Annotated in this window: 19 protein-coding genes; 10 read left to right on the plus strand and 9 right to left on the minus strand. The window is 44.8% G+C overall.

Features of this window, described 5'->3' with window-relative positions; genetic code table 11:
* The first annotated feature begins 165 nt into the window (after window positions 1-165).
* The 3 genes from BM099_RS08505 to nirD are packed head-to-tail and all read left to right on the plus strand — an operon-like array spanning window position 166 to window position 4,344.
* The gene (locus BM099_RS08505; RefSeq protein WP_090726722.1) at window positions 166-1,455 is read left to right on the plus strand and encodes an NAD(P)/FAD-dependent oxidoreductase; all 1,290 of its coding nucleotides are present in this window, start codon (window positions 166-168) and stop codon (window positions 1,453-1,455) included.
* Entirely contained in the window at window positions 1,452-3,995 is a 2,544-nt protein-coding gene (nirB, locus tag BM099_RS08510) for a nitrite reductase large subunit NirB (protein ID WP_090726724.1), read from the plus strand. Before BM099_RS08505 ends, nirB begins: the two co-directional genes overlap by 4 nt.
* Window positions 3,996-4,005: 10 nt before the next feature.
* Window positions 4,006-4,344 (plus strand): nitrite reductase small subunit NirD, encoded by a 339-nt coding sequence (gene nirD, locus BM099_RS08515; protein WP_090726727.1) that lies wholly within the window; start codon window positions 4,006-4,008, stop codon window positions 4,342-4,344.
* Between the two features lie 196 nt (window positions 4,345-4,540).
* Here the strand turns inward: nirD and BM099_RS08520 are convergent, their stop codons facing one another.
* Both BM099_RS08520 and BM099_RS08525 read right to left on the minus strand, forming a co-directional pair.
* Window positions 4,541-5,134, minus strand: a complete 594-nt coding sequence (locus tag BM099_RS08520; protein ID WP_090726729.1) for a 2-hydroxychromene-2-carboxylate isomerase — start codon at window positions 5,132-5,134, stop codon at window positions 4,541-4,543.
* A gap of 253 nt (window positions 5,135-5,387) precedes the next feature.
* On the minus strand, window positions 5,388-6,434 hold the full coding sequence (locus BM099_RS08525) for a mechanosensitive ion channel family protein (protein WP_090726732.1): 1,047 nt from the start codon (window positions 6,432-6,434) through the stop codon (window positions 5,388-5,390).
* Window positions 6,435-6,831: 397 nt separating this feature from the next.
* Between BM099_RS08525 and BM099_RS08530 the strand changes: the two genes are divergently transcribed.
* Window positions 6,832-9,531, plus strand: coding sequence for a nitrate reductase (locus tag BM099_RS08530; protein ID WP_090726734.1), 2,700 nt, complete (start codon window positions 6,832-6,834; stop codon window positions 9,529-9,531).
* A 193-nt stretch (window positions 9,532-9,724) separates the two neighbouring features.
* Here BM099_RS08530 and BM099_RS08535 read toward each other — a convergent pair whose 3' ends face one another.
* From BM099_RS08535 to mtnK, 6 genes are all read right to left on the minus strand, one after another.
* The gene (locus tag BM099_RS08535) at window positions 9,725-10,003 is read right to left on the minus strand and encodes a hypothetical protein (RefSeq protein ID WP_090726736.1); all 279 of its coding nucleotides are present in this window, start codon (window positions 10,001-10,003) and stop codon (window positions 9,725-9,727) included.
* A 371-nt stretch (window positions 10,004-10,374) separates the two neighbouring features.
* Window positions 10,375-10,785 carry a hypothetical protein gene (locus BM099_RS08540; protein WP_090726738.1) on the minus strand — a complete coding sequence of 137 codons (411 nt, stop codon included), beginning with the start codon at window positions 10,783-10,785 and terminating at the stop codon, window positions 10,375-10,377.
* A gap of 204 nt (window positions 10,786-10,989) precedes the next feature.
* Entirely contained in the window at window positions 10,990-11,361 is a 372-nt protein-coding gene (locus tag BM099_RS08545) for a diacylglycerol kinase (protein WP_090726740.1), read from the minus strand.
* A 60-nt stretch (window positions 11,362-11,421) separates the two neighbouring features.
* The gene (locus tag BM099_RS08550; protein ID WP_090726742.1) at window positions 11,422-13,086 is read right to left on the minus strand and encodes a GDYXXLXY domain-containing protein; all 1,665 of its coding nucleotides are present in this window, start codon (window positions 13,084-13,086) and stop codon (window positions 11,422-11,424) included.
* A 1-nt stretch (window position 13,087) separates the two neighbouring features.
* The gene (locus tag BM099_RS08555) at window positions 13,088-14,191 is read right to left on the minus strand and encodes a DUF2157 domain-containing protein (protein ID WP_143083750.1); all 1,104 of its coding nucleotides are present in this window, start codon (window positions 14,189-14,191) and stop codon (window positions 13,088-13,090) included.
* A 46-nt stretch (window positions 14,192-14,237) separates the two neighbouring features.
* On the minus strand, window positions 14,238-15,446 hold the full coding sequence (gene mtnK, locus BM099_RS08560; RefSeq protein WP_090726744.1) for an S-methyl-5-thioribose kinase: 1,209 nt from the start codon (window positions 15,444-15,446) through the stop codon (window positions 14,238-14,240).
* A 174-nt stretch (window positions 15,447-15,620) separates the two neighbouring features.
* Here mtnK and BM099_RS08565 point away from each other — a divergent pair, with 174 nt between their 5' ends.
* The 6 genes from BM099_RS08565 (at window position 15,621) to BM099_RS08590 (ending at window position 24,507) form a co-directional block, all read left to right on the plus strand.
* Window positions 15,621-16,406: a sulfite exporter TauE/SafE family protein gene (locus BM099_RS08565; protein WP_090726842.1), complete on the plus strand. Its 786-nt coding sequence runs from the start codon at window positions 15,621-15,623 to the stop codon at window positions 16,404-16,406.
* Between the two features lie 241 nt (window positions 16,407-16,647).
* Window positions 16,648-17,031: a phasin family protein gene (locus BM099_RS08570; RefSeq protein WP_090726747.1), complete on the plus strand. Its 384-nt coding sequence runs from the start codon at window positions 16,648-16,650 to the stop codon at window positions 17,029-17,031.
* Window positions 17,032-17,527: 496 nt separating this feature from the next.
* Window positions 17,528-20,503, plus strand: coding sequence for a CheR family methyltransferase (locus BM099_RS08575; RefSeq protein WP_177201123.1), 2,976 nt, complete (start codon window positions 17,528-17,530; stop codon window positions 20,501-20,503).
* Between the two features lie 40 nt (window positions 20,504-20,543).
* The gene (locus BM099_RS08580; protein WP_090726753.1) at window positions 20,544-22,829 is read left to right on the plus strand and encodes a GGDEF and EAL domain-containing protein; all 2,286 of its coding nucleotides are present in this window, start codon (window positions 20,544-20,546) and stop codon (window positions 22,827-22,829) included.
* A 258-nt stretch (window positions 22,830-23,087) separates the two neighbouring features.
* Window positions 23,088-23,534: a phasin family protein gene (locus BM099_RS08585; protein ID WP_090726755.1), complete on the plus strand. Its 447-nt coding sequence runs from the start codon at window positions 23,088-23,090 to the stop codon at window positions 23,532-23,534.
* 259 nt (window positions 23,535-23,793) lie between these two features.
* Window positions 23,794-24,507, plus strand: a complete 714-nt coding sequence (locus BM099_RS08590) for a cupin domain-containing protein (RefSeq protein WP_090726758.1) — start codon at window positions 23,794-23,796, stop codon at window positions 24,505-24,507.
* Between the two features lie 107 nt (window positions 24,508-24,614).
* Here the strand turns inward: BM099_RS08590 and BM099_RS08595 are convergent, their stop codons facing one another.
* Window positions 24,615-26,075 carry an aminotransferase-like domain-containing protein gene (locus BM099_RS08595; RefSeq protein WP_090726762.1) on the minus strand — a complete coding sequence of 487 codons (1,461 nt, stop codon included), beginning with the start codon at window positions 26,073-26,075 and terminating at the stop codon, window positions 24,615-24,617.
* Window positions 26,076-26,211: the final 136 nt, after the last annotated feature.

Consider the following 26,211-nt stretch of genomic DNA (forward strand, 5'->3'; position numbering starts at 1 on the left):
GTTAAGTATCTGTTATATATAATAATTCAACTAATGGCACAGTTTTCGCTTACTAATTAAATGTATAGCAGCAGTAACACAATTTGGTATTTGAACAATGGCGTTCTCCTCAAGCATTGACATGATGCGCGAGCAGAGCGCCTTTTTTTATTCTGGAGATTAACGATGACACAGCCACATTTGGTGATTATCGGTAGCGGTATGGCAGGAGGCAGACTACTTAATGAAATTATCCGCCGTCAGCCGGATCGTTTCAGAATCTCTGTCTTTGGTGAAGAACCCCATCCCAATTACAACCGCATTATGCTGTCACCACTTTTAGCGGGCGACGTAACAAAAAAAGAGATCGTTCTCAATTCACATGAGTGGTATGCAGAACACAACATCACCTTGTTTGCAGGCGAACGCATTGTTGACATTGACCGCACGCAACAATCCCTGCGCAGCCATACAGGCACTGAATTAACCTACGATCAATTGGTTTTTGCAACCGGATCACGTCCTGCAAAAATCGCCGCCAGCGGCCAGCAGCTGAGTAATATTTTTGACTTCAGAACACTCGAAGATGTCGATGCTATTGTGAATACCGCTAAATCGGCAAATCACGCAGTCGTCATTGGTGGTGGTTTACTCGGTCTGGAAGCGGCCTACGGGTTAGCCATCAAAGGTGTTAAGACAACCGTCATTCATCGATCAGGCCACTTACTGAACAGACAGTTGGACGCACAAGCGGGTGAAATGTTGCGCCTCTCGTTACAGGAACGTGGCATAGAAACTTTACTGAATACCGAAGTTGATAGTTTCCATGGCGACACTGCGGTCAGCAGCATGACGCTTAAAAACGGCGATGTGCTTAATGCAGACCTGGTGATTATTGCCACAGGCATCACACCGAATACCCTGTTAGCGCAAACGGCAGCATTAGAGGTCAACCGGGGAATCGTGGTTGATGATCAGCTCTTCACTTCTGACGAACATATCAGTGCCCTCGGTGAATGTATCGAACATCGTGGTGAAACCTTCGGCTTAGTTGCGCCTATTTGGGATCAGGCCGATATTCTGGCCAATCGCTTAGTGTTTAGCACTGACACTGACTATTCCACTAAAGCCACGCCCACCAAACTGAAAATATCCGGTATCGACCTATTCTCCGCGGGTGAGGTTAACGGCCAACCGCATGACCGTGTTGTGGTGCTACAGGACAAAGACCGCCGTGCGTACCGCAAACTCATCATCAGAAACGAAACCCTGATCGGCATAGTTCTGTTTGGCGATGTACAGGATGGTAACTGGTATTACGAACTTTTAGAGCAGCAGATCAAGATTGAACATCTGCTGCCCACCCTGCTGTTTGGGCAGTCTTACTGTTCAAGCCTGCAGGACACAGATAACTCGACTCATCACTCAGATCAAGAGAATCAGCCGGATACCGCGCTGACAGGAGCCTCCCTATGAACAAGCAAAACCTCGTTGTTGTTGGTAACGGAATGGTAGGACACCAGTTCCTGCAAAGCCTGGCTGATAGCGGCCAACTGGATCAGTTTAATGTCACTGTTTTCTGCGAAGAACCCCGTTTAGCGTATGACCGGGTTTACCTCAGCAGCTATTTTAGTGGTGCAACGGCTGAAGATCTGGCGATGGGCCAGATTGATGTTTACCAGAGTTGGGGGTTAAACGTCCTGATTGGTGAAGCCGTGACCTCGATTGATCGTGACGCACAGCATGTTCACACCAACAAGGGCACCACCCTTTTTTATGACAAGTTGGTATTGGCCACCGGTTCATACCCATTTGTTCCTCCGGTTCCCGGCCACACGCGTGAGCATTGTCTGGTATACCGCACTATAGAAGATCTTGAAGCGATTAAAGCCTCTGCAACCGGCGCTAAAGTCGGGGTTGTTGTCGGTGGTGGCTTGCTCGGACTTGAAGCCGCTAAAGCGATCAAGGATCTGGGCCTTGAAACTCACGTGGTTGAGTTTGCTCCACGACTGATGGCGGTTCAGCTGGATGAAGGCGGCGGTAACCTGCTACGTAAAAAAATTGAAGACCTGGGTGTAAAAGTTCATACCGGTAAAAACACGCAGCAGATTGTTGATGGCAAGGATGCCTATCATCGTATGGAATTTGCCGACGGTGAAGTGCTGGAAACAGATTTAATCTTGTTTTCAGCCGGTATCCGCCCACGTGATAACCTGGCACGCGATTGCGGTCTTGAAGTGGGCGAGCGCGGCGGTATTGTCGTTGACAACAACTGCCAGACCTCAGACCAAAAGATCTACTCTATCGGCGAATGTGCTTTGTGGAGTGGTCGTATCTACGGACTGGTTGCACCGGGTTATGCGATGGCAAAAGTGGTTGTTGAACAGCTTTCAGGTGGAGATAAGCAGTTCCTCGGCGCGGATATGAGTACCAAGTTAAAATTAATGGGAATTGATGTTGCCAGTATCGGTGATGCCCATGGCCATACCAAAGGCGCCCTGAGCTATACCTACAACGATCAGGTCAACCAGATTTATAAAAAGATTGTCGTTTCTGAAACAGGTAATGAACTGCTGGGGGCTATTCTGGTAGGTGAAGCCAATGACTACGGCACCTTACTGCAGTACGCACTCAACGGAATTCAACTACCGAAAAACCCTGAGACATTGATCGTACCTAACTTTGGTGGAGACGATGCAGAAACAGGCCTGGGGATCAGTGCGCTTCCCGATACCGCGCATATCTGCTCTTGTCATGATGTCACCAAGGGCGCTATTTTCTGCTCGATAGAAGCCGGCGCACAAACCGTTTGTGAAGTAAAAGCAGCCACGAAAGCCGCTTCTGGATGTGGTGGCTGTAACCAGCTGTTAACCGATCTTGTTAACCACGAGCTGGAACAGCGCGGCGTCACAGTCAGCCACGATATCTGCGAGCATTTTGCCTTCACTCGTGAAGATCTTTACAACATTATCCGTATCGAAGAGATCAAAACCTTTGATGGCTTACTGAGTAAGCATGGTCACGGTCATGGCTGTGAAATCTGCAAACCGCTTGTCGGCTCGCTGCTGGCCTCTTGCTGGAATGAATATATCCTCGATAAACCGCATGTTGGTTTACAGGACACTAACGATACCTTCATGGCGAATATGCAGAAAGACGGTACTTATTCCGTTGTTCCTCGCGTACCCGGTGGTGAAATCACACCCGATCAGCTTATTGCTATTGGCCAGGTCGGCAAAAAATATAACCTATATACCAAGGTAACGGGCGGCCAGCGAATTGACCTGTTCGGCGCGCGTCTTGAAGAGCTGCCGGAAATCTGGAAAGAGCTGATTGATGCAGGCATGGAAACGGGCCACGCCTATGGTAAATCACTGCGTACCGTCAAATCCTGTGTGGGTAGCACCTGGTGCCGCTATGGCGTAGACGACAGTACCGGGCTCGCGATTGAGCTGGAGAACCGCTACAAAGGCCTACGTGCGCCACACAAAATCAAGTTCGGTGTATCAGGCTGTACGCGCGAATGTGCCGAAGCACAAAGTAAAGATATTGGCATTATCGCAACAGAAAAAGGCTGGAATCTTTATTTATGCGGTAACGGTGGTATGAAACCTCGTCATGCCGATCTGTTCGCTACCGACCTCGACAAAGATACATTGGTTAAATATATCGATCGCTTCCTGATGTTTTATATTAAAACCGGCAAACGCCTGCAGCGTACCTCGGTCTGGATGGAGAACCTCGAAGGCGGCCTGGAATACCTGCGAAAAGTAGTGATCGATGATCATCTGGGTATGAATGAAACACTCGAAAGCCAGATGGATCATGTGGTTGCCACGTATGAATGTGAATGGAAACGCACCATCGAAGATGAAGACGCTCTGAAACGCTTCCGTACTTTCGTCAACAGTGAAAAAACAGACAACAACATTGTCTTTATTCAGGAGCGTGGCCAGATTCGTCCCGCTACGGAAGAAGAAAAAGCAGTGGCTGAACCCATCAAGATGATTATGTGAGGAGAATAAAATGACTAAACAATCAGAATGGCTTGACCTGTGCAGCATTGGTGACCTAGTCGAAAACAGTGGTGTATGCGCTCTGCTCAAAGAGCAGCAAATCGCCCTTTTCTACTTACCAGCCGAACAGAAAGTTTATGCCGTAGGTCAGTACGACCCTTTCGGCAATGCCAATGTGATTTCACGCGGCATAATTGGCTCCAAAGAGGGCAAGTTGTTTGTTGCCTCTCCTCTGTATAAACAGCATTTCCTCTTGGAAGACGGCTGCTGTCTGGAAGACGAGACAGTGAGCCTGCCCGTCTGGAAAACACAGATCATTAATGAGCGAGTGATGATTCAGACGGTTTAAAAGTAAAAACGGATACTGCCCATCTACTAGTGAGAATGATAGATGGGCGGTTTTTATCCATGCCAGGCATATCTATACCAGCAACCTGATCTTTACGTAACACCAATGTTGGTCCACAAACGGCACACTCATACAGTGGAATCCCTGCATCACAAGCTTCTTGTGACTAGCCTTTTTTCATAACTTCATTGAACAATCAAGTTAGTGCTTGCTCAACAAAATCCAGTCGATCCTGGCCCCAGAAAACGTCTGATCCAACCACAAAAGTGGGGACGCCAAATACGCCTTTAGAAATGGCTTCTTCCGTATTATCACTCAATATTTTAGCGTAACTCTGTTCATCTTTGGCGGTTTGAATCAGTGTTAGCGGTAGTTGTAACTTAATCAATACATCGGCTATTACCTGTTCATCCGCTAAATTAAGATTATCTCTCCACAGCGCAGCACCTAGCGCAATCACTAATTCAAGGGCATCATGTTGGCTCTGGATAGCAGCAATCACTGTCCGTACCGCAAGGCTTTCATCAACAGGAAAATATGTCGGCTCAAGATGAATTGGTAAAGCCAACCTGCTACTCCAGCGTTTTAACTCTGCTAAACGGTAGGCCTGACGCTGCTGGGAGCGTTGCTTCAACGGTTGTCCTCCCGTGCGGGGAAACAGCTCACTAAGAAGCACCGGTTTTAAGTCTATATCAGCATTTTTTTGTTTCGCTATCTGGCCAAGACGAGCGCCAGAGAAGTAGCTCCACGGCGAATTTAAAACGAAATAATATTCTATTTTTTTAGTCATTTTTTTCAGCCCATGAGTGACGTCAGTTAAACAGATAATAGGTTTTTAACAGAAGGATATATACGCTTTAAATAGATAAAGAGTTTAAAAAAAATACATGGGTAATAAAGCAGAAGACACAAACCTTCGTCGTACATTACATATCAGGCTTGTGTGTAAAACGCCTGGGCAAACAAAAAGGTAATCCGAAGATTACCCTGCAAATGAAAAGATCCGTGCTTCCTTTGTTGCTTGTATCAGCAAAAGAAGGTGCTCAATATTCCCACTTTACTTTTTCCTCTTCTTTTTGCTCACTGATCTGGTCTAGCTGTTGTCGTTTTTGCTCTATGCGAGCTTCTATATTAGCTTTTACTTCACCACTGGCTGCACCGAGTTCTTCATCCAAAGAATGTAGTTCTGTATTCAATTGTTCCTCAGCCGATTCGTGCTGCTCGGCTTTTTCTGCTTTATCAAAAACAATAGACTCGACATTGGATGATGTGTCGACCGGTGCTTTAACTGCAAAATCCGGGATTACTTTGGCATTGTCATCCAAACGCCTTTGATTAACAAAACTAGGCGATACAATCTCTACACCATCATTATGTAATACATCTAAAATGGCGCGATACAGCAATGAACGAGTGGTCAGCATACTTTTCACATCCACTAGTAAGCCACTAACCCGGTAGGTAATCGCATCATTACCCAACTCAATGACCTGAACGAAAGGATCGGCCAGTTCGCAAGCCTGCGCAGCAGAAATCAAGAGGGATTCTATGCGTGAGTAATGAATGTCGTACCCCAGCGATAGGGTACTGGAAATAATCGCACCTGATTTACTGACCACCTCTACAGGACGGGTGATCAGGTACAGGTTTGGCAACGTGATTAATTCACGATGCTCGCTTTGAATTTCGGTATCAAACAAGCCCCGTTCAGAAACACGACCGAAATGATTTTCTACCCGAATGAAATCACCGGTATTAAAGGGCCGGTTCATACGCAGCATGATACCCGCCATAAAGTTGGCAACAAAAGTTGTCGATGAGAACGCAACAAGACCAGAAAGTAATACCCCGGTGAGCGCTATCACCTGATTTCGTGCGGTATCACTCACCGGCAACGAAAAGGTAACCATCATAAAGCCGACCAATGTAAGCGCCAATAAAACTAATTGTCGCGGTAGCTTTTTCTCATTGCCAAGCTCAGGATGACGTCCCAACAACAACCAGTTCATTATCAATAAAAATCCAATAACTACCGTACTAACAGCCAGTAAGGGCGCTATAAAAATAATGTTGTCTATCAAACGTTCCATAAAAAGCCCCTGCGCATCCTATAAATATTTCGTTTAGTATTAATCAGCTTCGTTTATTAGATTGAAATCCAGCTATATTACAACATGTTAAGTCCCACAACGGTGCAATTTTCATTGCGATGCACACTACAGAACATCTGCTATTTAGTCACAACTAAAAAACCATCAGCGCTCACAAAAAAAATACCTTTAATAACAAGGTACTACAAAAAATACGACCACTACAAATACGATGGCACTAATTATGCATTGGTTTAAGTGAGGTATTAGTTAGAGCAGTTTTAGTTAGACAGGTACGCAGAAAACGTACCCACATTTGTTCTCGGTATTGAGAAGCTTTGGCAATGGCGCTATTTCAGGATTACTCCTGTGTAGCGCCTTTTTTTTGGGAATAAACATGATGACAACAGAGACTATAAAAACCACCTGTCCTTACTGTGGCGTTGGTTGCGGAGTAGATGCCAAAATTCAGCAGGGTAATTTGATCGCGGTGAGCGGCTCAACAGAGCATCCTGCGAATCAGGGTAGACTCTGCGTTAAAGGCTCTGCTTTAGATGAAACGGTTAGCCATCATGGCCGTATGCTATCCCCAAAAATTGAAGGCCAGAATGTCGATTGGGACACCGCTTATTCTCATGTTGCTAACAAGCTATCCGATATTATCGAAGAACACGGCCCCGACGCTGTGGCCATGTATGTGTCCGGGCAGATCCTCACTGAAGATTATTATGTCGCGAATAAGCTCATGAAAGGCTTTATCGGTACCGCAAATATCGATACCAATTCCCGCTTATGTATGTCATCTGCCGTAGCGGCGCACAAACGCGCTTTTGGTAGTGATACAGTAGCCGGGTGTTATGAAGATCTTGAGTTGGCAGACTTAGTGATTCTTACCGGTTCCAATCTCGCTTGGGCACACCCGATTGTTTATCAGCGTTTAGCAAAAGCCAAAGCTGAGCGTCCTGAGATGAAGATCGTTGTCATTGATCCACGTAAAACCGCCAGCTGCGATATTGCTGACCTGCATTTGCCCTTAAAGCCCGGCAGTGATGGCTTTCTTTTTAACGGCTTAGCGCACCACCTGATTGCCAATCAACAGCTGGATCATGGGTTTATTGATCAGCATTGTGAGGGGTTTGATGCCTTATCTGAGAGCGTCCAACAACAGACTCTGGCACAAACAGCCATGGATTGTGATCTAGCGGAAGCGGCGCTCAACACGCTGTATCAATGGTTTGCTGAGTATGAGCGCAGCGTCACCCTCTTCTCGCAAGGCATCAACCAATCATCCAGCGGTGTCGATAAAGGTAATGCCATTATCAATTGCCACCTGATTAGCGGAAAAATTGGCAAACCGGGGGCCACACCTTTTTCCATCACAGGTCAGCCCAATGCCATGGGAGGACGCGAAGTCGGCGGTTTAGCCAACCAACTCGCAGCACATATGGAGCTCAAAAACCCGGACAGTCTGGATAAAGTTAAACGTTTTTGGAATGCGCCTGATTTAGCCCAGCGAGCAGGTTTAAAAGCAGTCGACATGTTTGATGCAGTGGCTAGCGGGCAAATAAAAGCCATTTGGATTATCGCCACTAACCCTGTCGTTTCAATGCCAGATGCCGACAAGATTAAACAAGCACTCGCCCATTGTGATTTAGTGATTGTGTCCGATTCAAGTGATTCAACCGATACGCTGCAGTTTGCAAATGTGTGTTTACCGGCAACCACCTGGGGGGAGAAAGAGGGTACGGTGACGAACTCAGAACGACGTATCTCCCGCCAACGAGGCTTTCTTAGCGCGCCCGGTGAAGCACGTCATGACTGGCAGATAATCAGTGACGTTGCTCAACATATGGGCTTTAAGGATGCATTTAACTTCACGTGCAGCGCCGATGTGTTTCGCGAACATGCCGCACTCTCCGGTTTCGAAAATATAGACGCTAGCGGTAACAATGAGCGTGACTTTGACATTTCAGGGCTTGCTAATATCAGCGACCTGGAATATCAAAACCTTGACCCTATTCAATGGCCGGTGAACAAAAGCTATCCACAGGGCAGAAAACGTTTCTTTGACGATGGGCATTTTTATACAGCGTCTAACAAAGCAAATCTGATCGCTATTACACCACGCTTACCCACGTATGCAGCAGACTGCGACCAGTTGATCCTTAATACTGGCCGCATCAGAGATCAGTGGCATACCATGACGCGTACCGGTAAGGCGCATCGCTTATTGGAGCATATTGCAACGCCTCAGGTTGAAATTCACCCTGACACGGCGGCAAAACTGGCTATCAAAAATAACACACTAGTCTCTCTCAAAGACCGGGGGATTGAATATATTGCACGCGCTAACATCAGCGATTCACAACGCACGGACTCGCTGTTTGTTCCGATGCACTGGAGCGATGCATTTGCCAGCCACGCACGCGCAAACAGCCTGGTACGCCCGATTCAAGATGCTCTTTCCGGCCAACCCGAGTTCAAACACAGCCCGGTGACTATCACATCGTTAACACCTCATTGGCAGGGTGTTTTACTCAGCGCCCCTGACTTTGTCCCTGATACAACAATGGAATGGTTTAAAACGCCCTTGGCCAATTGCACGCTCTGGGAGCTTATTGATCTTAAAAGGTCGCCATCATTCACATGGCTTACGGCTGAGTTTCCACAGGTTGACCAATGGGTGCATCTGGCTGACTCAGAACAACGCTATCTGAATGCGGCTGGCTTTAAGGGTAATCAGTTACAGCTGGTGTTGCTTAGCGGGCCAGCACTCCCTGAATACGATAAATCCTGGTTAGCCAGCCAGATAGGAACGGAATTTTCACCTGATCAGGACCGGTTACGTTTACTTTCCGGCTTTCCGGCAGATCCCTCATTACAAACAGGAAAAACTATCTGCTCCTGTTACCAGGTAGGCGAACAAACCATTATCAAGGCACTACAAAATGGCGAAGCCAACAGTGTGGAAAACTTAGGAGCCAGATTAAAGTGTGGCAGTAACTGCGGTTCCTGTATCCCTGAATTGCGTACCTTGGTGAATAAACACAGCTGCGATGATTTAACCGCTGTCAATGAAACTGATAATGCCGCCTGATCAGGCGGCATTATCAACAAATAGAGTCTGCCTATAGCAAAAAAATATACACCTTATTTATCAAACACATCAATCAGTCTGTCTGAGAGAAAAGACGTTCTGAGCATAAACCGGATAGGTTATGTTTGAGTGGTTCAGGTTTACCAAGGTCGCTGGCACTTCGAGTCGTTTATGCCGACTCAAAGCGGGCACTTTATTCGGTTGGACCTGGCTTACGTATTTTTCGTGTTTTTTTGACCGTTATTTTTGGAGTGTTGTTTTCCAGAGGTGTCATCCGATTAGTGTCTACATGTGTTTTTGAACGGACAAACTCCATACCTTCTCTGAGCAATTTCGCCTGTTGTATTGCACTAACTCCCTCAGACTGTTTAATCTGGATTGAAGAGGGATCATTAAACGAACCCTCTTCTACGATAATCGTAAATCCAGACTCATGGGTTACATAATTAGATTCTTTTTTCCATTCCAACATATAAAACCTTCATTCACTTGATGCCAAAATATAAAAATATTGCCGTTTGTTTTTTCCAAAGGGATCAACTTATCTGGTAATCACGCCAATGACTTTTTCTTTTTCCAAATCCAAGCCAGATCTATCGCCATATCAGCATTTGGCACTTGGTTTTTAGCACTTGGTTCTTAGCACTATACCCGTATCGTTAAATGATGAGTGACAAGTACCGCTCTTGATATTTTTGCTAATGCTACACTTTCGATGGGACGAAAAAAACCTGCCCTGACATCTAAAAAAACTCAAAATTTGCGTGCTGTGGTATAGAGAGTAGATGGAGATGATATCCTGGAAATGGACAGGTTTAACTGACCCTGGAAATAACGCTTTTACTAGGTAACGCGCTCATGTTGAGCATTATCTTTTTGTACGTTAACGACTGATATATGCTCGCCCTCAGTCATTCGATAGGAAACCGACATGAGGGGAACTTCGCTTATATTTTTGTCCACAACGTCTATGAGTTTGTTTTTGTAAAACTTCAGAAGACGTACTTCTTGCCCGGTTATATCAGACAGCCCATTGCTAACACCTTCAAAATATTGAAGATGATTTTCAATAGTGCCTTCAGGGTTCTCTACCTGACCCAGGGCTCTACACCTTAACATGACACTGTTGAGCTGTTTAAGCATGTACTCTGATTGAATACTTATCAGGTCGTTCTTTGTTGACTCGCTGAATGCAGTAATAATAGAGACAGGTTTTTTTATTAATTGCACCGGGTGCATCATCTCTTTGCACATTACATATCCTCAAGAAAATATTTTCTAATCAGTTATCTAAGAACATTAACAATGTTCCCGGCAATTAAAATGAGCCAAACTTAAATTTTTTTGAGGAAGCGCTTTCTAAAAAAATTTCACATATAAAACTTTAACTGTTTCCTAAGTCACAACAGCATCATTAGATGTTTCAACAGTTGCTTATTATCACTCTGAAAAAGCGGTCTAAAACAGGCCGCCGTTATCCCAGATAATCCCGCCCCACACCGCCGCGCTAATCAACAAGCCAAACATAACAGCGGCCGAGCCTAAATCTTTAGCACGTCCCGCCAGCTCATTAAACTCGGTACCGGCCCTATCGACTACGGCTTCAATAGCAGAATTGATGACCTCCAACGCCAATACCAGCAAACAGACACTCACCAACAGAGCCCACTGTGTGGCTGTTTGTGCTACCCAAAACGATGCAGGAAACAGTAGCAGAAACGCATAGACCTCATACTGAAAAGCCGGCTCATGCTTAAAGGCAGCCTTGATTCCTTTTATCGAATACCCCGTTGCATAATAGAACCGGGCCAAGCCTGTTACCTTTTGCATTATTTATCCCTTATTCCTTCGCTACGACCGGCCGAGCCTGCTAGCCGTTATATCGCCAGATTACGGCTGGTTATAGCCCAAAATTTTATAGTCTTCATCACGCAGATTATTCAACAGCAACTCACCATTGCCGGCGACCCTGAACTCACCATAACGCGCTTTTTCATATAGCTGTGCTGTACCTTCCTGGAAGAAAAAAGCATTGGTCGCAAATTTAACGTCGCCGTCGCGTATGCGGTACTGCATTTTTACTTGGTTATCCTGCAATGTTTCGCCATGATAAAAACCGGCGTATTCGCCGACACTATTTGCATCCAGATTGACGGTGATGAAACCCGCTTCATTCAAAGCTGGCTTATCGCGAAACGCTTTATTTTCCAGAGCAAAGCGTAAACGCATGTAGTCCCCTTGCATGAGCGAGCGTGGATCAACTGGCGCAAGTTCCAATAAGACCAGCGTGCCAGATGCCAATACTTGCTCTTTCTTAAAAATGCTAACATTCACAGCCGCCAGGACAAACAGCATCATGACCACACTTACCCATTTAGTGCGACTCATCGCTGTGCGCTTGAATAAACGCGACAGTAAGAAAATACTCTCCTGCGTACTCTCCTCTTTACTCCCTTTTTCACTGGCACTTTGCTGTGAGCTGACATTCAACAGAGCACGCATCATTAGTTGCCCCAGCAATAACGCGACACCCGTACCTACCAAAATAAATGACTTAACGAGTAGCGTTGTGTTGAGGCTGTAGTAATACCAGGAGACGAATGATAATAACGCGAGTAAACCCAGCGCTTTAAGACTGGTACGCTGGTAGGCAAAACCCACCAGTAATATTAACAATGCGCTACTGGTCCCTAAGGCTATCAACCCGGATGCGACGAGCAGGACACCGCCAAGCAGCACCAGCCGCCCTGCCATGGATGACAAGGAGAGCTGATACTGTATGAAGATCTTTTTAATCACCAAGGCGAATGACACGGCGACTAATGCTGACGTCAGCCAGGGGGCTATCGACCACCATCCACTGGCGGCTTGTTGTCCATAAAAAGATAATAAATCATCACTAAAAAGGATATGCCCGTTAAATTGCACCAATGCCAACGCTAACCCGAAACCAACCGGTTCCCATAAAGAGGCAAATCGCTTCCAATGATTCTCATTTATCCAGACAAGCGTAAACAGCACACTACAACAAGCCGCACCTAAACCGTATATCCCGAGTTGATTGAGGCCCCAAAAGAGCGCAATCATGGCAAACCAACAGCTTAAAACACGGTGTATAAAGTGCGGCATAATGACGGTGAGTACTAACTGGAAAGCAGCTAACAGGAAAACAGCGATTGAAGATTGGTAAGATGCCCAGTCAAGTAACCCCCAAGCCACCATCATCTGCCCGGTTAAGCTAAACACCAAACCTAACTGGCCAACGAAAATGCCCTTTGGCTGGGTGCGAAACAATAGATAAGCGCCCGTACAACAAATAAGCCCCACAGCGATCAGTGCGACTTCATTATCAACACGAAACAAAATACCAAATACAGGTCCCCCGACAAAACCCAACATAAAGAATGCAGCAACCCAGCCTGCAAACCCCTGCATTAAAGCAATATACCAAGGGGTGCTGTCATGCACAGAATCAGCAGCGTTAGCGGGCAGCTCTCCTGAGACCAGCTGCTGGCGCTTAAGCGTTTCCCATAAATCATGCGCTGAAGAGTCCATATTAAACCTCCTCACTGGGCTGATCTTTTTCGCAATGTGTTTGTTGTGCAAGAGCCTTTTGTTGTTGGGAAAGCTTTTTCAACCAAATCCCCCCCGCCGCCGATAAACCAATAATGGCCATACTGATCAGTAAAAATGCGCCATCATCCAACATATCTTCCAACATCCGACCTAATAAAAACGTCACCACCATGATGCCGCTTAAGACACAGCCAGATAACAACACCAGGTCTACAACACGATAGCGGTACACGTAAAAAACAGCGGCCATCCAGATCACATAAACCGGCAAACCCCATATTTCATCGTTGCTATCAAAAATGGCGATAATAGCAAGCCAGGTAACGGTAACACCGCCAATTAAGGCCGATACTTGAGCAGCTTGTCGATTGTACAGCGTGATGAATGCATAGCGGGGTGTGCTTTTTATATCCAAGCCGTTTTTATCCAAGCTTTCCTGATCTGAAACGTTTTGCTTTGAGGAGCCATGCGGGCTTCCCGGGCATGCCAGGACCTCAAAGAAGACAATAAAAGCCGAATTCACGGCCAGGAATAACCACAACCAATCCTCCTCGCGAAACAGAAAACCAAACAGGCCACGAAAAGTGTTCAGGTATAGCATCAGCGTGAGATTGACTAAACCGATCCACAGCAGCCATAACGTACTTGAGCGCCCGATAACCGCCCATGGCGTGATCAATGCAGCCCAGGCTGCAAATAACTGCCATGGATCAGCGCCGGTCTGATAGGTCTGTCCGGTTAACGCTAATAGTGCGCCGGTTAACAACGCCATGCCTGATAAGGAAACTGTAGACGATGTCCGTTGGTCATCAAGACGGGAATAGATAAACGCCGCCAGCAACATGATAGATTCGAGCAGGCCGAATTTAGCAAAGCGCCCCATGGCCTCCCAGTTAAAGGCAAAAAAGAAAATCATGCCAACCGTAATCGCAACCGCTCCGCTCCACATCAGAAATTGGCTAATAAAGCTAAACCACTCTTTTTTAGCAGGGCGCGACTGGGTAGCGGCTAATGCGGCTTCCACATCCCCTTGAATGAACCCCTGCTCTGCCCAGGATAAAATTAACCGGCGGTTGTCTGTCACTCGTCTCTTCCTTTACTGTTTGGGCACGTAATATCAACATACTAAGTCAGATAGCCTGGATCAGCGCTTTTAGAACCTGCGGCGATTTAATTACCTGTCGCTGTTTTATCAACGCACTGCCTAAATCCAACGCAAACTTCTCTGACACCGCACGCACATCAATATCTTCGATGCAATCCAGATCCGCCACATGCGCTAACCCTATGGTACGGCGAATCAACTCCGTGCCGGCATAACCCATACTCTCGCGCCATGTGTTCGCGATAAAAGCATCAACAAAGCCAGCCGAGGCAAATACAGGGTCCTTACATTGCTCACTGACAAGCGTCTTAAAGCGAGAGCAAAAGGTAGCCCATAATGTATCAATCGTGTTTAGCAGATATTCACGATAGTCCTGCTTCTCTTCTGCAGCACCCTCAAGCCCTGGCTGACCTGCAAAGTTGAGCAGCAGATTGCCGATAATAGAACCAATATCGAAACTCATCGGCCCATAAAAAGCGAACTCAGGGTCAATCACCTGAGTTCCTTCAGCTTTGACAAACACAGATCCCGAATGCAAATCCGCGTGCAATAATGCCTGTGCATCATTCATGAAATGATATTTGAGTTTGGCGGCTTCAATTTTAAGCGCTTCATCCTGCCACAGTGCTTCTGCAGCCTCTCTCAAGGGTGGGTTAACACTGTTGCGTTCATGGTCACAGAACGGGTCCAGGAAAAACAGTTCTTCGGTTATTTTGCACAAATCAGGATTGATATAGTCGGCTACCGCTGCTTTTTTCTGGTACGTATCTAAATAGAAATCTGAAGTATGGAACAGCGTTTCGGCGAGAAACTCTCCTAAGTGGCGGCCAAGTTCAGGCAGGGACCTGCGCGCAATAAGCGCATGACGCAGATTTTCATGATCACCTATATCTTGCATTATGAAAGCTGAACGGGCGAGATCAAAATAGTACACAGCCGGCACATAATCAGCAGCCCAGGCGCCCTCTTCTTTTAAACACTGTGCCTCAATACGGATGCGATCCAGCGATAACGGCCAGCCTTCACCGATAATACGTACATAGGGCAGCGCTTGTTTAACAATGACACTCTGCTGGTCATTGGTAATACGGTATACAAAGTTAATATTACCGTCGCCTATCTCCTCAACGCGCAAAGCGGACGTGTCAGTAAACTGCTCTGTATTAAAAATCCGGGTATTAGAAAGTACAAATTCGATTATTTCAGCATCATTTACAAACTTAGCATTGGTCATAACAGGTCAATTCCCACAGGTGCTTTTTAATATCCGCTCAGTTTGCCAGAAAAAAAACATCTTTAAAGTGAATTATCTGAACGGGTAGATTTATGCGCTATCTGTATCTACTTGAGTTCACTACGAATATGCTATCGTTTTGCTCCTTTAACGTTAACGGACCTGATGTTAGCTATGTCATTTGAATTAATCTTTCTGTTCCTGGCAGGTTTTTTTGGCGGGGTGCTTAACTCCATTGCGGGGGGCGGCAGCTTTATTACTTTTCCTGCACTCATCTTTGTAGGGATAGCGCCTATTACAGCGAACGCGACCAACACTTTTGCTTCGTGCGCGGGCTATATGAGCGGTACTTATGCGTTTCGTAAAGAGATCGCCCAGCATAAGAAAGAACTACTTCGTATCACCCTTATCAGCTTAACCGGCGGTATTCTGGGTGCATGGTTACTGCTGCAAACACCCGAAACAGTTTTTAAAGAAGCCATTCCCTGGCTAATGCTATTTGCAACAGTGTTATTTATATTTGGCGGACAAATTAATACAGGCCTGAAAAAACTGGCATCCCGCCACCGGCATGCATCATCCATTGGCGGGGTTTTACTGTTAGTCTTACTGTTAGGGGTCGCCACGTATGGCGGCTTTTTTAATGCAGGATTAGGCATCATTACCCTGAGCTATTTAGCCTTGGCAGGCCATACCAATATCAATGCCATGAATGGTTTAAAGCTCTTAGTATCATCGGTTGTCTCACTGGTTGCCATTGCGCTATTTATTTACAATGATGTGATTGCCTGGCATGAAGGCAGCATTGTACTGTTGGGAACATTAGCCGGAGGCTATGGGGCGGCACATCTATCACGCAAACTGCCACAAAAGCATGTAAGAAACTTTGTCATTGTGGCCAGCATTGCCACCACACTGTACTTTTTTATTGATACTTATATGAATACGCCTGTTAACTAAAGACCTTTGCACGATTACACCTTTGTCTTCTGACGGTGATAAAAACCCACTCATTCAGTCATGTATAAACAGTACAGGGCTTTTATATACGCAAAAAATATAACTCCCACCACTTATACAGATCCGATTTTTTCTACCTCAAATTTAGTTCAGACCTCCTCAATTACGTTGAAATAAAGGATGCGAGACGAATAATAGATCTGATACACCCCTATAGAAACACTTAACTGAGGCCCGGAAAATGCGCCAAGATATAATGAAAGATATCCAGGAATCGTTCGTTCCCATCACTGTGATTTCTGACATAAACAAGTCAGCCGCCGAAAAGTTAATCGCGATTCAGTCTGACTATATGACTGACCTGTTCAACACCGGACTAGCGCAGATGCAAACACTAAGTAGCGTAAAGGAACCAAAAGAAGCATTCGAACTGCAGATCAAATACTTCAAAGAGCTAGACGCTAAATTGGCTAATGTGACTGAAAAAGAAGTCGCCATGCTGTCAGCAACCAAAGAACAACTGCTGGACGTTATAGAACAGCATATTTCTGAAATGTCAGATATTTTCGGGATGGCTGATGCTACCGGGTTTATGCAGGATGCTCAGAAAAAACTCAAGAGATAATGAATGTCACTCCACTTAACGGCGGCTCGCACAACACAGAGCCCACTCGCAAAAGTCTTGATTGATTGATAAAAGCAGCACCCGTCCGCAAAGGTGATGAAGGATTTTTCTGGTCACTTACGCCAGGCGGGTCACGCATCAATATCTTCTTTTATCTAAACCGCCTCCACCTTATTTTATAAACACCCATTAATAATACCTTTGCAGTAAAGCATTGCCAAAAGCCAGCCACTTCACACCCATCAACATGAATCGTCAGCAACGCTGCGTGATACAAACGGCGAATAATGAAGGTTCCCCTCACCCGCCAAAGGTGTCGGGCGAAAACCATTAAAAAGAGCAGCAGCAGATCCCGTTAGTAAAAAAATAGTGATAGATTTTAGCGACACTAGTCTAGTAGTATAAAATGCTAATGAATGAGCATTCATTCTTTAACATTTTTATGTTTATTTCTTTACATTGTCAGGGAGAAGATGATGGATCAAGGCTTCACAACATGAACGAAAATTGCCCCATTGTTGGCATAGGTGCTTCTGCAGGTGGACTTGAAGCTCTGGAAACATTCTTCAACAACATACCTGATAACAACGGTATGGCATTTGTCGTTGTCATGCACTTAGACCCTTCTCATGTAAGCCTGTTACCAGAACTGTTGCAAAGACGCACCAAAATGGAAGTCGTTAAAATTCGCAGTTCAGAACAGGTAGCCGCCAATAAAATCTATGTCATTCCACCCAACCGAAATTTGCAGATTTGCGATAACGTACTGGAGCTGATCGAAACGCCAGGCCAGCGTATCAAATCACCCATTGATTCTTTCTTTGAATCCTTAGCACAAGACCAGGGACGGAATGCCGCCTGCATCATACTTTCGGGTACGGGCACAGACGGAACATTGGGGCTCAAAGAGATAGCCGCTGAATCAGGCTTCGCGCTGGCTCAATCGACAAGCTCTGCCAAATACGATGGTATGCCAAAAAGTGCGATAGACACAGGGTTGGTCAACTTCATACTTGATCCCAGCGAGATGCCAAGGCATTTAATAGAGCATTTCAAAACATCAGTGATGAACAGATCAAACACAGTGACAGATACTGAAATATTAACCAGTATTCTCTCACAAATCTTACTCATCATTAAAAATAAAATGGGGCATGATTTTTCGCTTTATAAGAAAAAAACAATATTTCGTCGTATCGAGCGACGCATGCAAGTCCTGCAAATTGAAAATATACACGATTATTTATTACTTCTTCAAAAACGCACTCAGGAAGGGAGTCAGGAAGTCGGCATATTATTTCGTGATCTTCTTATCGGCGTTACCAGCTTTTTCAGAGACAAAGACGCATTTAAAGTTTTATCAGACACCATCCTCCCTGAGTTACTCGACAAACAACCTGATAATTATACAGTACGTGTCTGGGCCCCTGGCTGCAGCAGTGGCGAAGAAGCTTATTCTATGGCGATTCTTCTGCAAGAATACATGGCCACTTCAGCCAAGAGTATGAATATACAGATTTTTGCGACCGACGTAGACGAATATGCGATTGAACGGGCCCGCAGTGGACGCTATCCGCAAACGGTTATAAATGATCTGGGGGAGGAGTATTGCCAGCGTTACTTTACTAAAGAGGATGGCTACTACAATGTAAAAAAATTCCTCCGCGAGATGGTCGTTTTCGCCACTCAGAATTTGATACAAGACCCTCCTTTTTCAAAACTTGATATTATTTGCTGTCGTAATTTGTTGATCTACTTTAGCCCGGAATTACAAAGACATATTTTTCCTATTTTTCATTACAGTTTAAAAGATGAAGGCATTCTGTTTTTAGGGCCATCAGAAACAACAGGCCAGTCAAATAGTTATTTTGAAATTATAGACAAAAAATGGAAAATATTTAAACGCAAACCTCACCAGGAAAATACAACGTCTGGTCTGCATTTTACAGAGCCACAGAGTCCCTTAAAAATGGAAAAGACAAACACACGACCAGCAGCAACCCAGATTACAGAACTGAGTGCGCTTCAGCTTGTTGAAATGATCCTTAAAAACAATAATGTTCCGCCCTGCGTCATTATCGATAACCGAATGAATATCGTCTATGTGCATGGTCGACTGGGCCATTATTTAGAGCCGGCCGAAGGCCGCTTAAGCAACCAGATTTTAGAGATGGCTCGCACTCCCGCGCTACGGGAAGAGCTATCCAGCGCTATTCATAAAGCGGTATTACATAAAAAAGATGTTCTTAAAAAGAACATTCCTTTTGGCATGGATGACAGTAAATTATTTTTAGATCTAAGCGTAAAGGTATTGCAGGAAATAGGCAGTTTAAAAGATCTGCTCATGATTACCTTTACCGAAAAACCGCATGCCAAAGCCACCACGGCAACCGACATAAATAAACAGCTGCCCGCCAACAATGATGCAAGCATTCTACAAAAAGAATTAGACAACATTCGGGATGATTTACAAACAACCATCGAAGAGCTGGAAACATCAAATGAAGAACTCAAGTCTGCTAATGAAGAATTACAGTCAACCAATGAAGAGCTGCAGTCCACTAATGAAGAACTAGAAACTTCCAAAGAAGAATTACAATCGCTTAACGAGGAGTCGGTAACTGTTAATGCAGAATTACAAGCCCATATCGACGAATTATCAATGGCAAATGATGATATAAGAAATCTTTTGAATAGCACCCAGGTAGCAACGCTATTTTTAGATACCGAGTTAAAAATCCGCCGCTTCACCCCTAAAATGCAGGACATAATTAATCTGCTGCCAACAGACATACACCGACCTATCGCTCACTTGTCTTCTAGTTTACAAAACATAAAGTTAACTGACGTTGCTAACCATGTTCTCAAGACGCTTGAAAAGCATGAAATCGAAGTATATGACGTTAAAGATAAATATTATAAAATGCGCGCTCTTCCTTACCGCACATCAAATAATGTTATCGCTGGTGTAGTTATCTCATTTGAAGATATTACCAGTATAAAAGAGATAGAAAAAACGTTAATAGACAGCGAACAGCGCTATAAAAGCTTATTCGATAACTCTCCCTTCACTGTACTTGAAGTAGATGCATCAGGGCTGGTTAAATACATTGATACGCATCACCTGACAACGCTTGAAAAACTAGAATCACATTTAAAAAATAAAAATTTTAAAAGTGAAGAGCTAACAAATTTAATACAGATACTTAATATTAATGATTCAGGTGTATCATTATTTGATGGATCAGATAAAGCATCTCTGCTAAAAAGTATCCCTAAGCTGATCCTGACAACTGCTTTTCTATCAAAACACATGCAAGCCATCGTTGAACATAAATCCAATATCATATTTACATCAAAAATCCACACCATTAGCCAGAAGAATTTAGAATGTAAGATTACAATAACCATACCAAAAATAAAAAAGCCAGACCATGCAGCCAACACAATTTTAGTATTAGTACCTGTTTAACATGGGCTCTGAAATCAACTCACTATGGTAAGGCAGCCGAATGAGTACCAGTGATAAGTTCTCTGAACTTCGAAAAAAAGCTGAAGATATACTGAAGCTGTTCAATCATGTTGATACGGTGGCCAATAACACCGACCTTGCTAAGCTATTGCATGAACTTGATACCTACAGAATTGAGCTGGAATTACAGAACGAAGAGCTTCAATTAACCAATGCTGAGCTGAATAGCCTTCAAGATGAGCTAGAAGAGGAGATCTCTGTTCATTTCAGGCACTACGATATTGCGCCCGTGGGTTATGTCACTATCGATGTATATAAAAACATACTCGAAGTAAACCAGACGCTGGCTGGTAAGTTAGGATTAAATAAAGACGCCCTCGTTGGGCGCCCTTTCACTTCGCTTATCTTTGCAGATGATCAGGATAATTTCTATTTCTTTTGCAATAAAGTCATCAAGGATAAAAAAACTGATACCTGTGAATTGCGTTTATACACTAAAACCATTAGCCCTTTTTGGGTTAAGCTGGATTGCGCACCTGAGCATCATAATAAAGGCATGCGTATACACATGGCGATCAGTGATATATCTAACTTAAAAGCCTTAGAGCAAGATTTAACCCTATCGGCTTCCGTTTTAGACGAATGTGGAGAGATGATTATTGTTACTGACCCTGACTACAATATCATCAAGGTCAATAAAGCCTTTGTTCATACCACAGGCTTTAGTAAAGCAGAAACACTGGGAAAAAATTATAGTATTTTACAATCAGGTAAACACAATGAGCAGTTTTATCAGGAGATGTGGACGTCGCTAAAGATCAATAAAAATTGGCAGGGTGAAATATGGAATAAACGAAAAAATGGTGAAATTTATCCTGCATGGATTAGCCTGACGACCATCAGTAACCCAGATGGATCACCCGCGTATTTTATCAGCGTATCTTCAGATATCACCCAACGCAAAAAAGATGCCGAGCACATTCACTTTATGGCCTATTATGATCCGTTAACAGGCCTACCCAACAGAATTTTATTACAAGATCGCCTCAAACAAGCACTCGTTCAGGCGCACCGTAACCGCCAACACGGTGCTGTTTTCATATTAGATATTGACCACTTTAAAGTGATTAATGATTCTTTAGGGCACTTAATCGGTGATGAACTTCTGCAAGAAGTCGCTAAACGTTTGTCCGACTGCATTCGCGAGGAAGATACGATATCCCGCCTGGGGGGAGATGAGTTTGTCGTCTTGCTCGCCGATTTAGGCGAAGATAAAAAAAATGCGATAAGCCATGCCAGCAGTGTTGCCGAAAAAATTATTCATACCATATCTGAACCCATTGTCACGCAAGAGAACAAACTGCAGATTACCGTCAGTATCGGCATCGTGATGTTTCCGGATGATACCGACCAGATCATAGACTTGATGAAACTGGCTGATAATGCCATGTATAAAGTCAAACAATCAGGCCGCAATAACTATAAGTTTGTTACCCCCAGCTTACAAAAAGAAGCGGATGAACGCTTAAGTGTTCAACATGGTTTACATGACGCACTCAAAAGAAATCACTTTGAACTGTATTACCAACCGCAAATTAACTTTATAACCCAGGCAGTCAGCGGCGCAGAAGCACTCATCCGATGGCAAAAGCCGAATAGCGGCGTAGTGTATCCGGATGATTTCATAACGATTTCAGAAGAAAGCGGATTGATTGTTCCTATCGGTACCTGGGTCTTAGAAGAAGCCTGCCGACAAATATCGTCATGGAACACACACAAAAAACAACCGATTTCTTTCATTTCAGTAAATATGAGTGTCCGCCAATTTCAGCAAAAAAACTTTATCTCTGAAATGCAGCGCATCATGCTGAATCATAACATCCAGCCTCAGCAGCTTGAACTCGAACTGACCGAATCTATTCTTATCCACAATCTGGACGAAACAAAAAGAAAATTATTCGAACTAAGAGAGATGGGTATTCGTCTTGCTATAGATGATTTTGGTACCGGCTATTCCTCTCTCCAATACCTGAAAAACTTGCCCATCGATGTGATAAAAATCGATCAGTCATTTATCAATGATATTACGCTGGACGTCAACGACAGGGCTATCGTGCAAACCATTATATCGCTGGCTAAAAATCTCAATTTGTGGGTAGTAGCTGAAGGTGTGGTTAATCAGGAACAATATGACTTTTTGAAGGAAAAAGGCTGTGATAGCTACCAGGGTTATTATTACAGCAAACCTATACCTATGGCTGAATTACTCAGCGTAATTGAGCATAAGAAAAATGAGCTGTTAGCCGGAATAAACATCAAAAACTAAACAGCCTGTTTTATTACCCTGAGCTATTTAGCTTTGGCAGGTCATACTAATACTAATACCAATATCAATATCAATGCCATGAATGGCTCAAAGCTGTGAGTGTCATCGGTTGTCTCACTGCTTGTCATCACACACCTGCGTTCAATCTTTCCCATCTCATATTTAGCAAATAGCTGCTCAATTAACTTGCAATATAGATTAAAATATGATCAATTAGATTAAAACGGATGTTTGAAAAAACCAGCTGAGGATAAAGCAATGCGACAAGATATAATCAAAGATATCCAAGAAAAACTGATGCCTGTAACAATGATTTCTGACATAAACAAATCAGCCGCTGAAAAGCTAATCGCTCTTCAGACTGAATATATGACAGACCTGTTCAATACTGGACTGGCGCAGATGAAAGCACTGAGTGAAGTACATGAGCCTAAAGAAGCGTTCGAACTGCAGATCAAGTATTTCAAAGAGTTAGATGCTAAATTGGCTAACATTACAGAAAAAGAAGTCGCCATGCTGTCAGCAACTAAAGAACAACTGATGGACGTTATAGAAAAGAACATTTCTGAAATGTCTGATATTTATGGGATGGCTGATATAAGCAAATTCATGCAGGATGCCCAGGATAAGATTCAAGAGACGATTAAAGTCACTCCACTTAACTCCGGTTCAATAAAACACGTTCCAGCCCGTAAAAAAGCTTAATTGATAGAAGCGATCAGACCGCAAGTGATGAAGATAATCTTCGTCACTTGCACTATTTCCACTCGCGATGAGATTGCCGCAAGCGAACTTTTCCCCAGATGCAATTGATGAAATTTTTTCAGTTACTCTGAACTATAGAGCTAGCGCTAGAGCTAAAGCCAGAGCCAGATCAAAACCTTGCAGGATTCAATGCTTTCCATCCAATAGGACAGGTTGTTACAGTAGACGGCATTGCCAACGGTATCAGCGGGAGCCTACTATGTCAGCTACAACCAATCATTTCATACCCATCAACATGGATCGTGAACAACGCTGTGTAATTGAAACAGCGAGTAACGAATGGCTGCCCTCGCCTTCTAAAGGCGTATGGCGAAAACCACTGGAGAGAGAAGCGGCAGAACACGGGCAAGTCACCAGCATTGTACGTTATGAGCCCGGCACTTTTTTTCCGGCACACAGCCATCCTTTAGGTGAAGAAATTTTTGTATTGAGCGGTGTTTTTGAAGATGAAAATGGCAGCTACCCTGCCGGTTCATACTTACGTAACCCTCCGGGTTCCAGCCATACACCCGGCAGCAGCGTCGGTTGCGAGTTACTCGTCAAACTTAATATGTTTGATGCCAACGACCAACAGCAGGTTACACTGAATACACACGAAACTACTTGGTTACCGGGTTTAGTCGATGGCTTAACCGTGATGCCCTTACACGAATTCGCTTCAGATTCGTTTGCGGAGCATACCGCGCTGGTTCGCTGGCAAAGAGGAACACATTTTAGCACTCACCGGCATATGGGAGGAGAAGAGGTCTTAGTCCTTGACGGAACCTTTGAAGATGAATACGGACAATATCCTGCAGGTACATGGATACGCTCTCCTCACGACAGCAAACATCGGCCTTTCAGCGAGGACGGCTGTTTAATCCTGGTCAAAGTAGGCCACCTGTCCAGGCTTGCAGCACTAACCACAGCATAAGCTATCAGCAAAACCTGCTGAGCTTTTTTGGGAGAGGTTTTCAGGAAAGCTTCTGAGTTAATTAATGAACGGACTGGTGAACTGAGTGGTGAGAAATAAGTTCTGAATCAGGTTGAAAGTAGCGCCGCTATTGTCTTCAATGCTACCTGACGCGCAGCCGATAAGGGGTGCAAAAAGCTCAGGCGCAGACAATTGCGATAGCCATCTGTTGCAGAAAAAAGCGATCCTGGGGTGATCACTACACCTTGCTGCAAAGCAACGCCGTATGCGCTAAGAGTATCAACGCCTTCGGGGAGTTGCAGCCAGATCGCTAAACCGCCCTGTGGAACGCTAAAGTGAATCTCGTGTGACCAGTGCTGATCCAAATAATCTACCCATTGATCACGCTGTTGCCGGAGCTGCTCTCGCTGCCTGCGCAGATGCGCATCGTAACCACCATCCTTGATAAAAGCGGCAAGTCCTTGTTGGACAAAGCGGCTACTGGCGAGCTGAGTCACCAACTTGAGGCGTTTCACCTGAGTATTCCAGCGTCCGGCATCTATCCACCCCACTCTGAGGTCACGTGATAAATTCTTCGAAAAAGAGCCACAGAGGATCACTCTGTTCGACTTATCATCCGCTTTAAGTGGCTCAGGACGGCTAAAAAAGCCCAGATCCCCGTAGATATCATCTTCAATCACTGCCAGATCATACTGATCAGCCAGCAAGAGTAATTTCTGGCGTGAAGCCGCCAGCAAAGTAGCGCCGGTAGGTGTTGCAAAAGCAGGAGTAACGACACAAGCGCGGATATTCCATTGTTGCAGTGCGCTTTGCAGTGCGTCGATATCCATCCCGTTTACCGGTGAGGCAGGAATCTCTACCACCTGTAAACCGAGCTGCTCGAGTAACTGCAAAACTCCATAAAAACCTGGTGATTCAACAGCAACAATATCACCGCGCTGACAAGACGCCATTAACGCAAGGAAAAGTGATTGCTGACATCCTGCCGTTATACAAAAATCTTCCGCTATTCGCTCACACCCTTGACGACGATAGCGCTGCGCCAGTTGCTCCCTTAAATACGCATCCCCTGCAGGTTCATCATAATAATGATGCGCTGCCACTGGCTGGCGGCGTAAAGCCCGCCCTATACTGCGATTTAACGCGACAATACCAGCACTACTATTATGCCCGGTGGTTGTTTGCGGCAAAATATCAAAAGCGGCGCCACGAGTCATGATGTCCATCACAACCTCATTAACGGTAACGGGTGCAGGTGCCGCCATAGCTCCTGAACCAGCCCCTGAAGTAGCCCCTGAAGTAGCTCTTGAAAAAGTACCGTCCATGGCCGCCGCTTGATCGCGGCACACCGCAGCAGGCATCACAAAATATCCGGATTTAGGGCGAGCTTCGACTACACCCTGAGCCTCTAAACGCTGATAAGCATGTAACACAGTGGCTTTAGAAAGCTGCCGATCTTTACACATTTCGCGTACCGATGGCAGACGCTCACCGACACGCCATCGCTGACCAGCAATTCCATCCCGAAGCCAGCTTTCCAGTTGTTGATAGCGGTAATCCCGAGGCATTGAAATTTCCATTTGAGAAAACATATGGGCAGTGCTTTTAAACAATTACGCGATGGCAGTGCCACCAACATAGCGGTCTGTCAAACAGAGCCTTGAACAATAGAATATATCCTGTCGCTCCATCTGTACCGTAAAA

Origin of the sequence: Neptunomonas qingdaonensis, assembly GCF_900113275.1 — a bacterium.
Classification (GTDB): Bacteria; Pseudomonadota; Gammaproteobacteria; order Pseudomonadales; family Balneatricaceae; genus Neptunomonas; species Neptunomonas qingdaonensis.

Bases quoted from the DNA above. Each gene is read 5' to 3' on its own strand.
- BM099_RS08590 (WP_090726758.1), top strand. From the start codon at position 23,794: ATGTCAGCTACAACCAATCATTTCATACCCATCAACATGGATCGTGAA.
- BM099_RS08580 (WP_090726753.1), top strand. From the start codon at position 20,544: ATGAGTACCAGTGATAAGTTCTCTGAACTTCGAAAAAAAGCTGAAGAT.
- BM099_RS08505 (WP_090726722.1), top strand. From the start codon at position 166: ATGACACAGCCACATTTGGTGATTATCGGTAGCGGTATGGCAGGAGGC.
- nirD (WP_090726727.1), top strand. From the start codon at position 4,006: ATGACTAAACAATCAGAATGGCTTGACCTGTGCAGCATTGGTGACCTA.
- BM099_RS08595 (WP_090726762.1), bottom strand. From the start codon at position 26,075: ATGCCTCGGGATTACCGCTATCAACAACTGGAAAGCTGGCTTCGGGAT.
- BM099_RS08535 (WP_090726736.1), bottom strand. From the start codon at position 10,003: ATGTTGGAATGGAAAAAAGAATCTAATTATGTAACCCATGAGTCTGGA.
- mtnK (WP_090726744.1), bottom strand. From the start codon at position 15,446: ATGACCAATGCTAAGTTTGTAAATGATGCTGAAATAATCGAATTTGTA.
- BM099_RS08565 (WP_090726842.1), top strand. From the start codon at position 15,621: ATGTCATTTGAATTAATCTTTCTGTTCCTGGCAGGTTTTTTTGGCGGG.
- BM099_RS08520 (WP_090726729.1), bottom strand. From the start codon at position 5,134: ATGACTAAAAAAATAGAATATTATTTCGTTTTAAATTCGCCGTGGAGC.
- BM099_RS08575 (WP_177201123.1), top strand. From the start codon at position 17,528: ATGAACGAAAATTGCCCCATTGTTGGCATAGGTGCTTCTGCAGGTGGA.
- BM099_RS08550 (WP_090726742.1), bottom strand. From the start codon at position 13,086: ATGGACTCTTCAGCGCATGATTTATGGGAAACGCTTAAGCGCCAGCAG.
- BM099_RS08525 (WP_090726732.1), bottom strand. From the start codon at position 6,434: ATGGAACGTTTGATAGACAACATTATTTTTATAGCGCCCTTACTGGCT.
- nirB (WP_090726724.1), top strand. From the start codon at position 1,452: ATGAACAAGCAAAACCTCGTTGTTGTTGGTAACGGAATGGTAGGACAC.
- BM099_RS08540 (WP_090726738.1), bottom strand. From the start codon at position 10,785: ATGTGCAAAGAGATGATGCACCCGGTGCAATTAATAAAAAAACCTGTC.
- BM099_RS08585 (WP_090726755.1), top strand. From the start codon at position 23,088: ATGCGACAAGATATAATCAAAGATATCCAAGAAAAACTGATGCCTGTA.
- BM099_RS08530 (WP_090726734.1), top strand. From the start codon at position 6,832: ATGATGACAACAGAGACTATAAAAACCACCTGTCCTTACTGTGGCGTT.
- BM099_RS08570 (WP_090726747.1), top strand. From the start codon at position 16,648: ATGCGCCAAGATATAATGAAAGATATCCAGGAATCGTTCGTTCCCATC.
- BM099_RS08545 (WP_090726740.1), bottom strand. From the start codon at position 11,361: ATGCAAAAGGTAACAGGCTTGGCCCGGTTCTATTATGCAACGGGGTAT.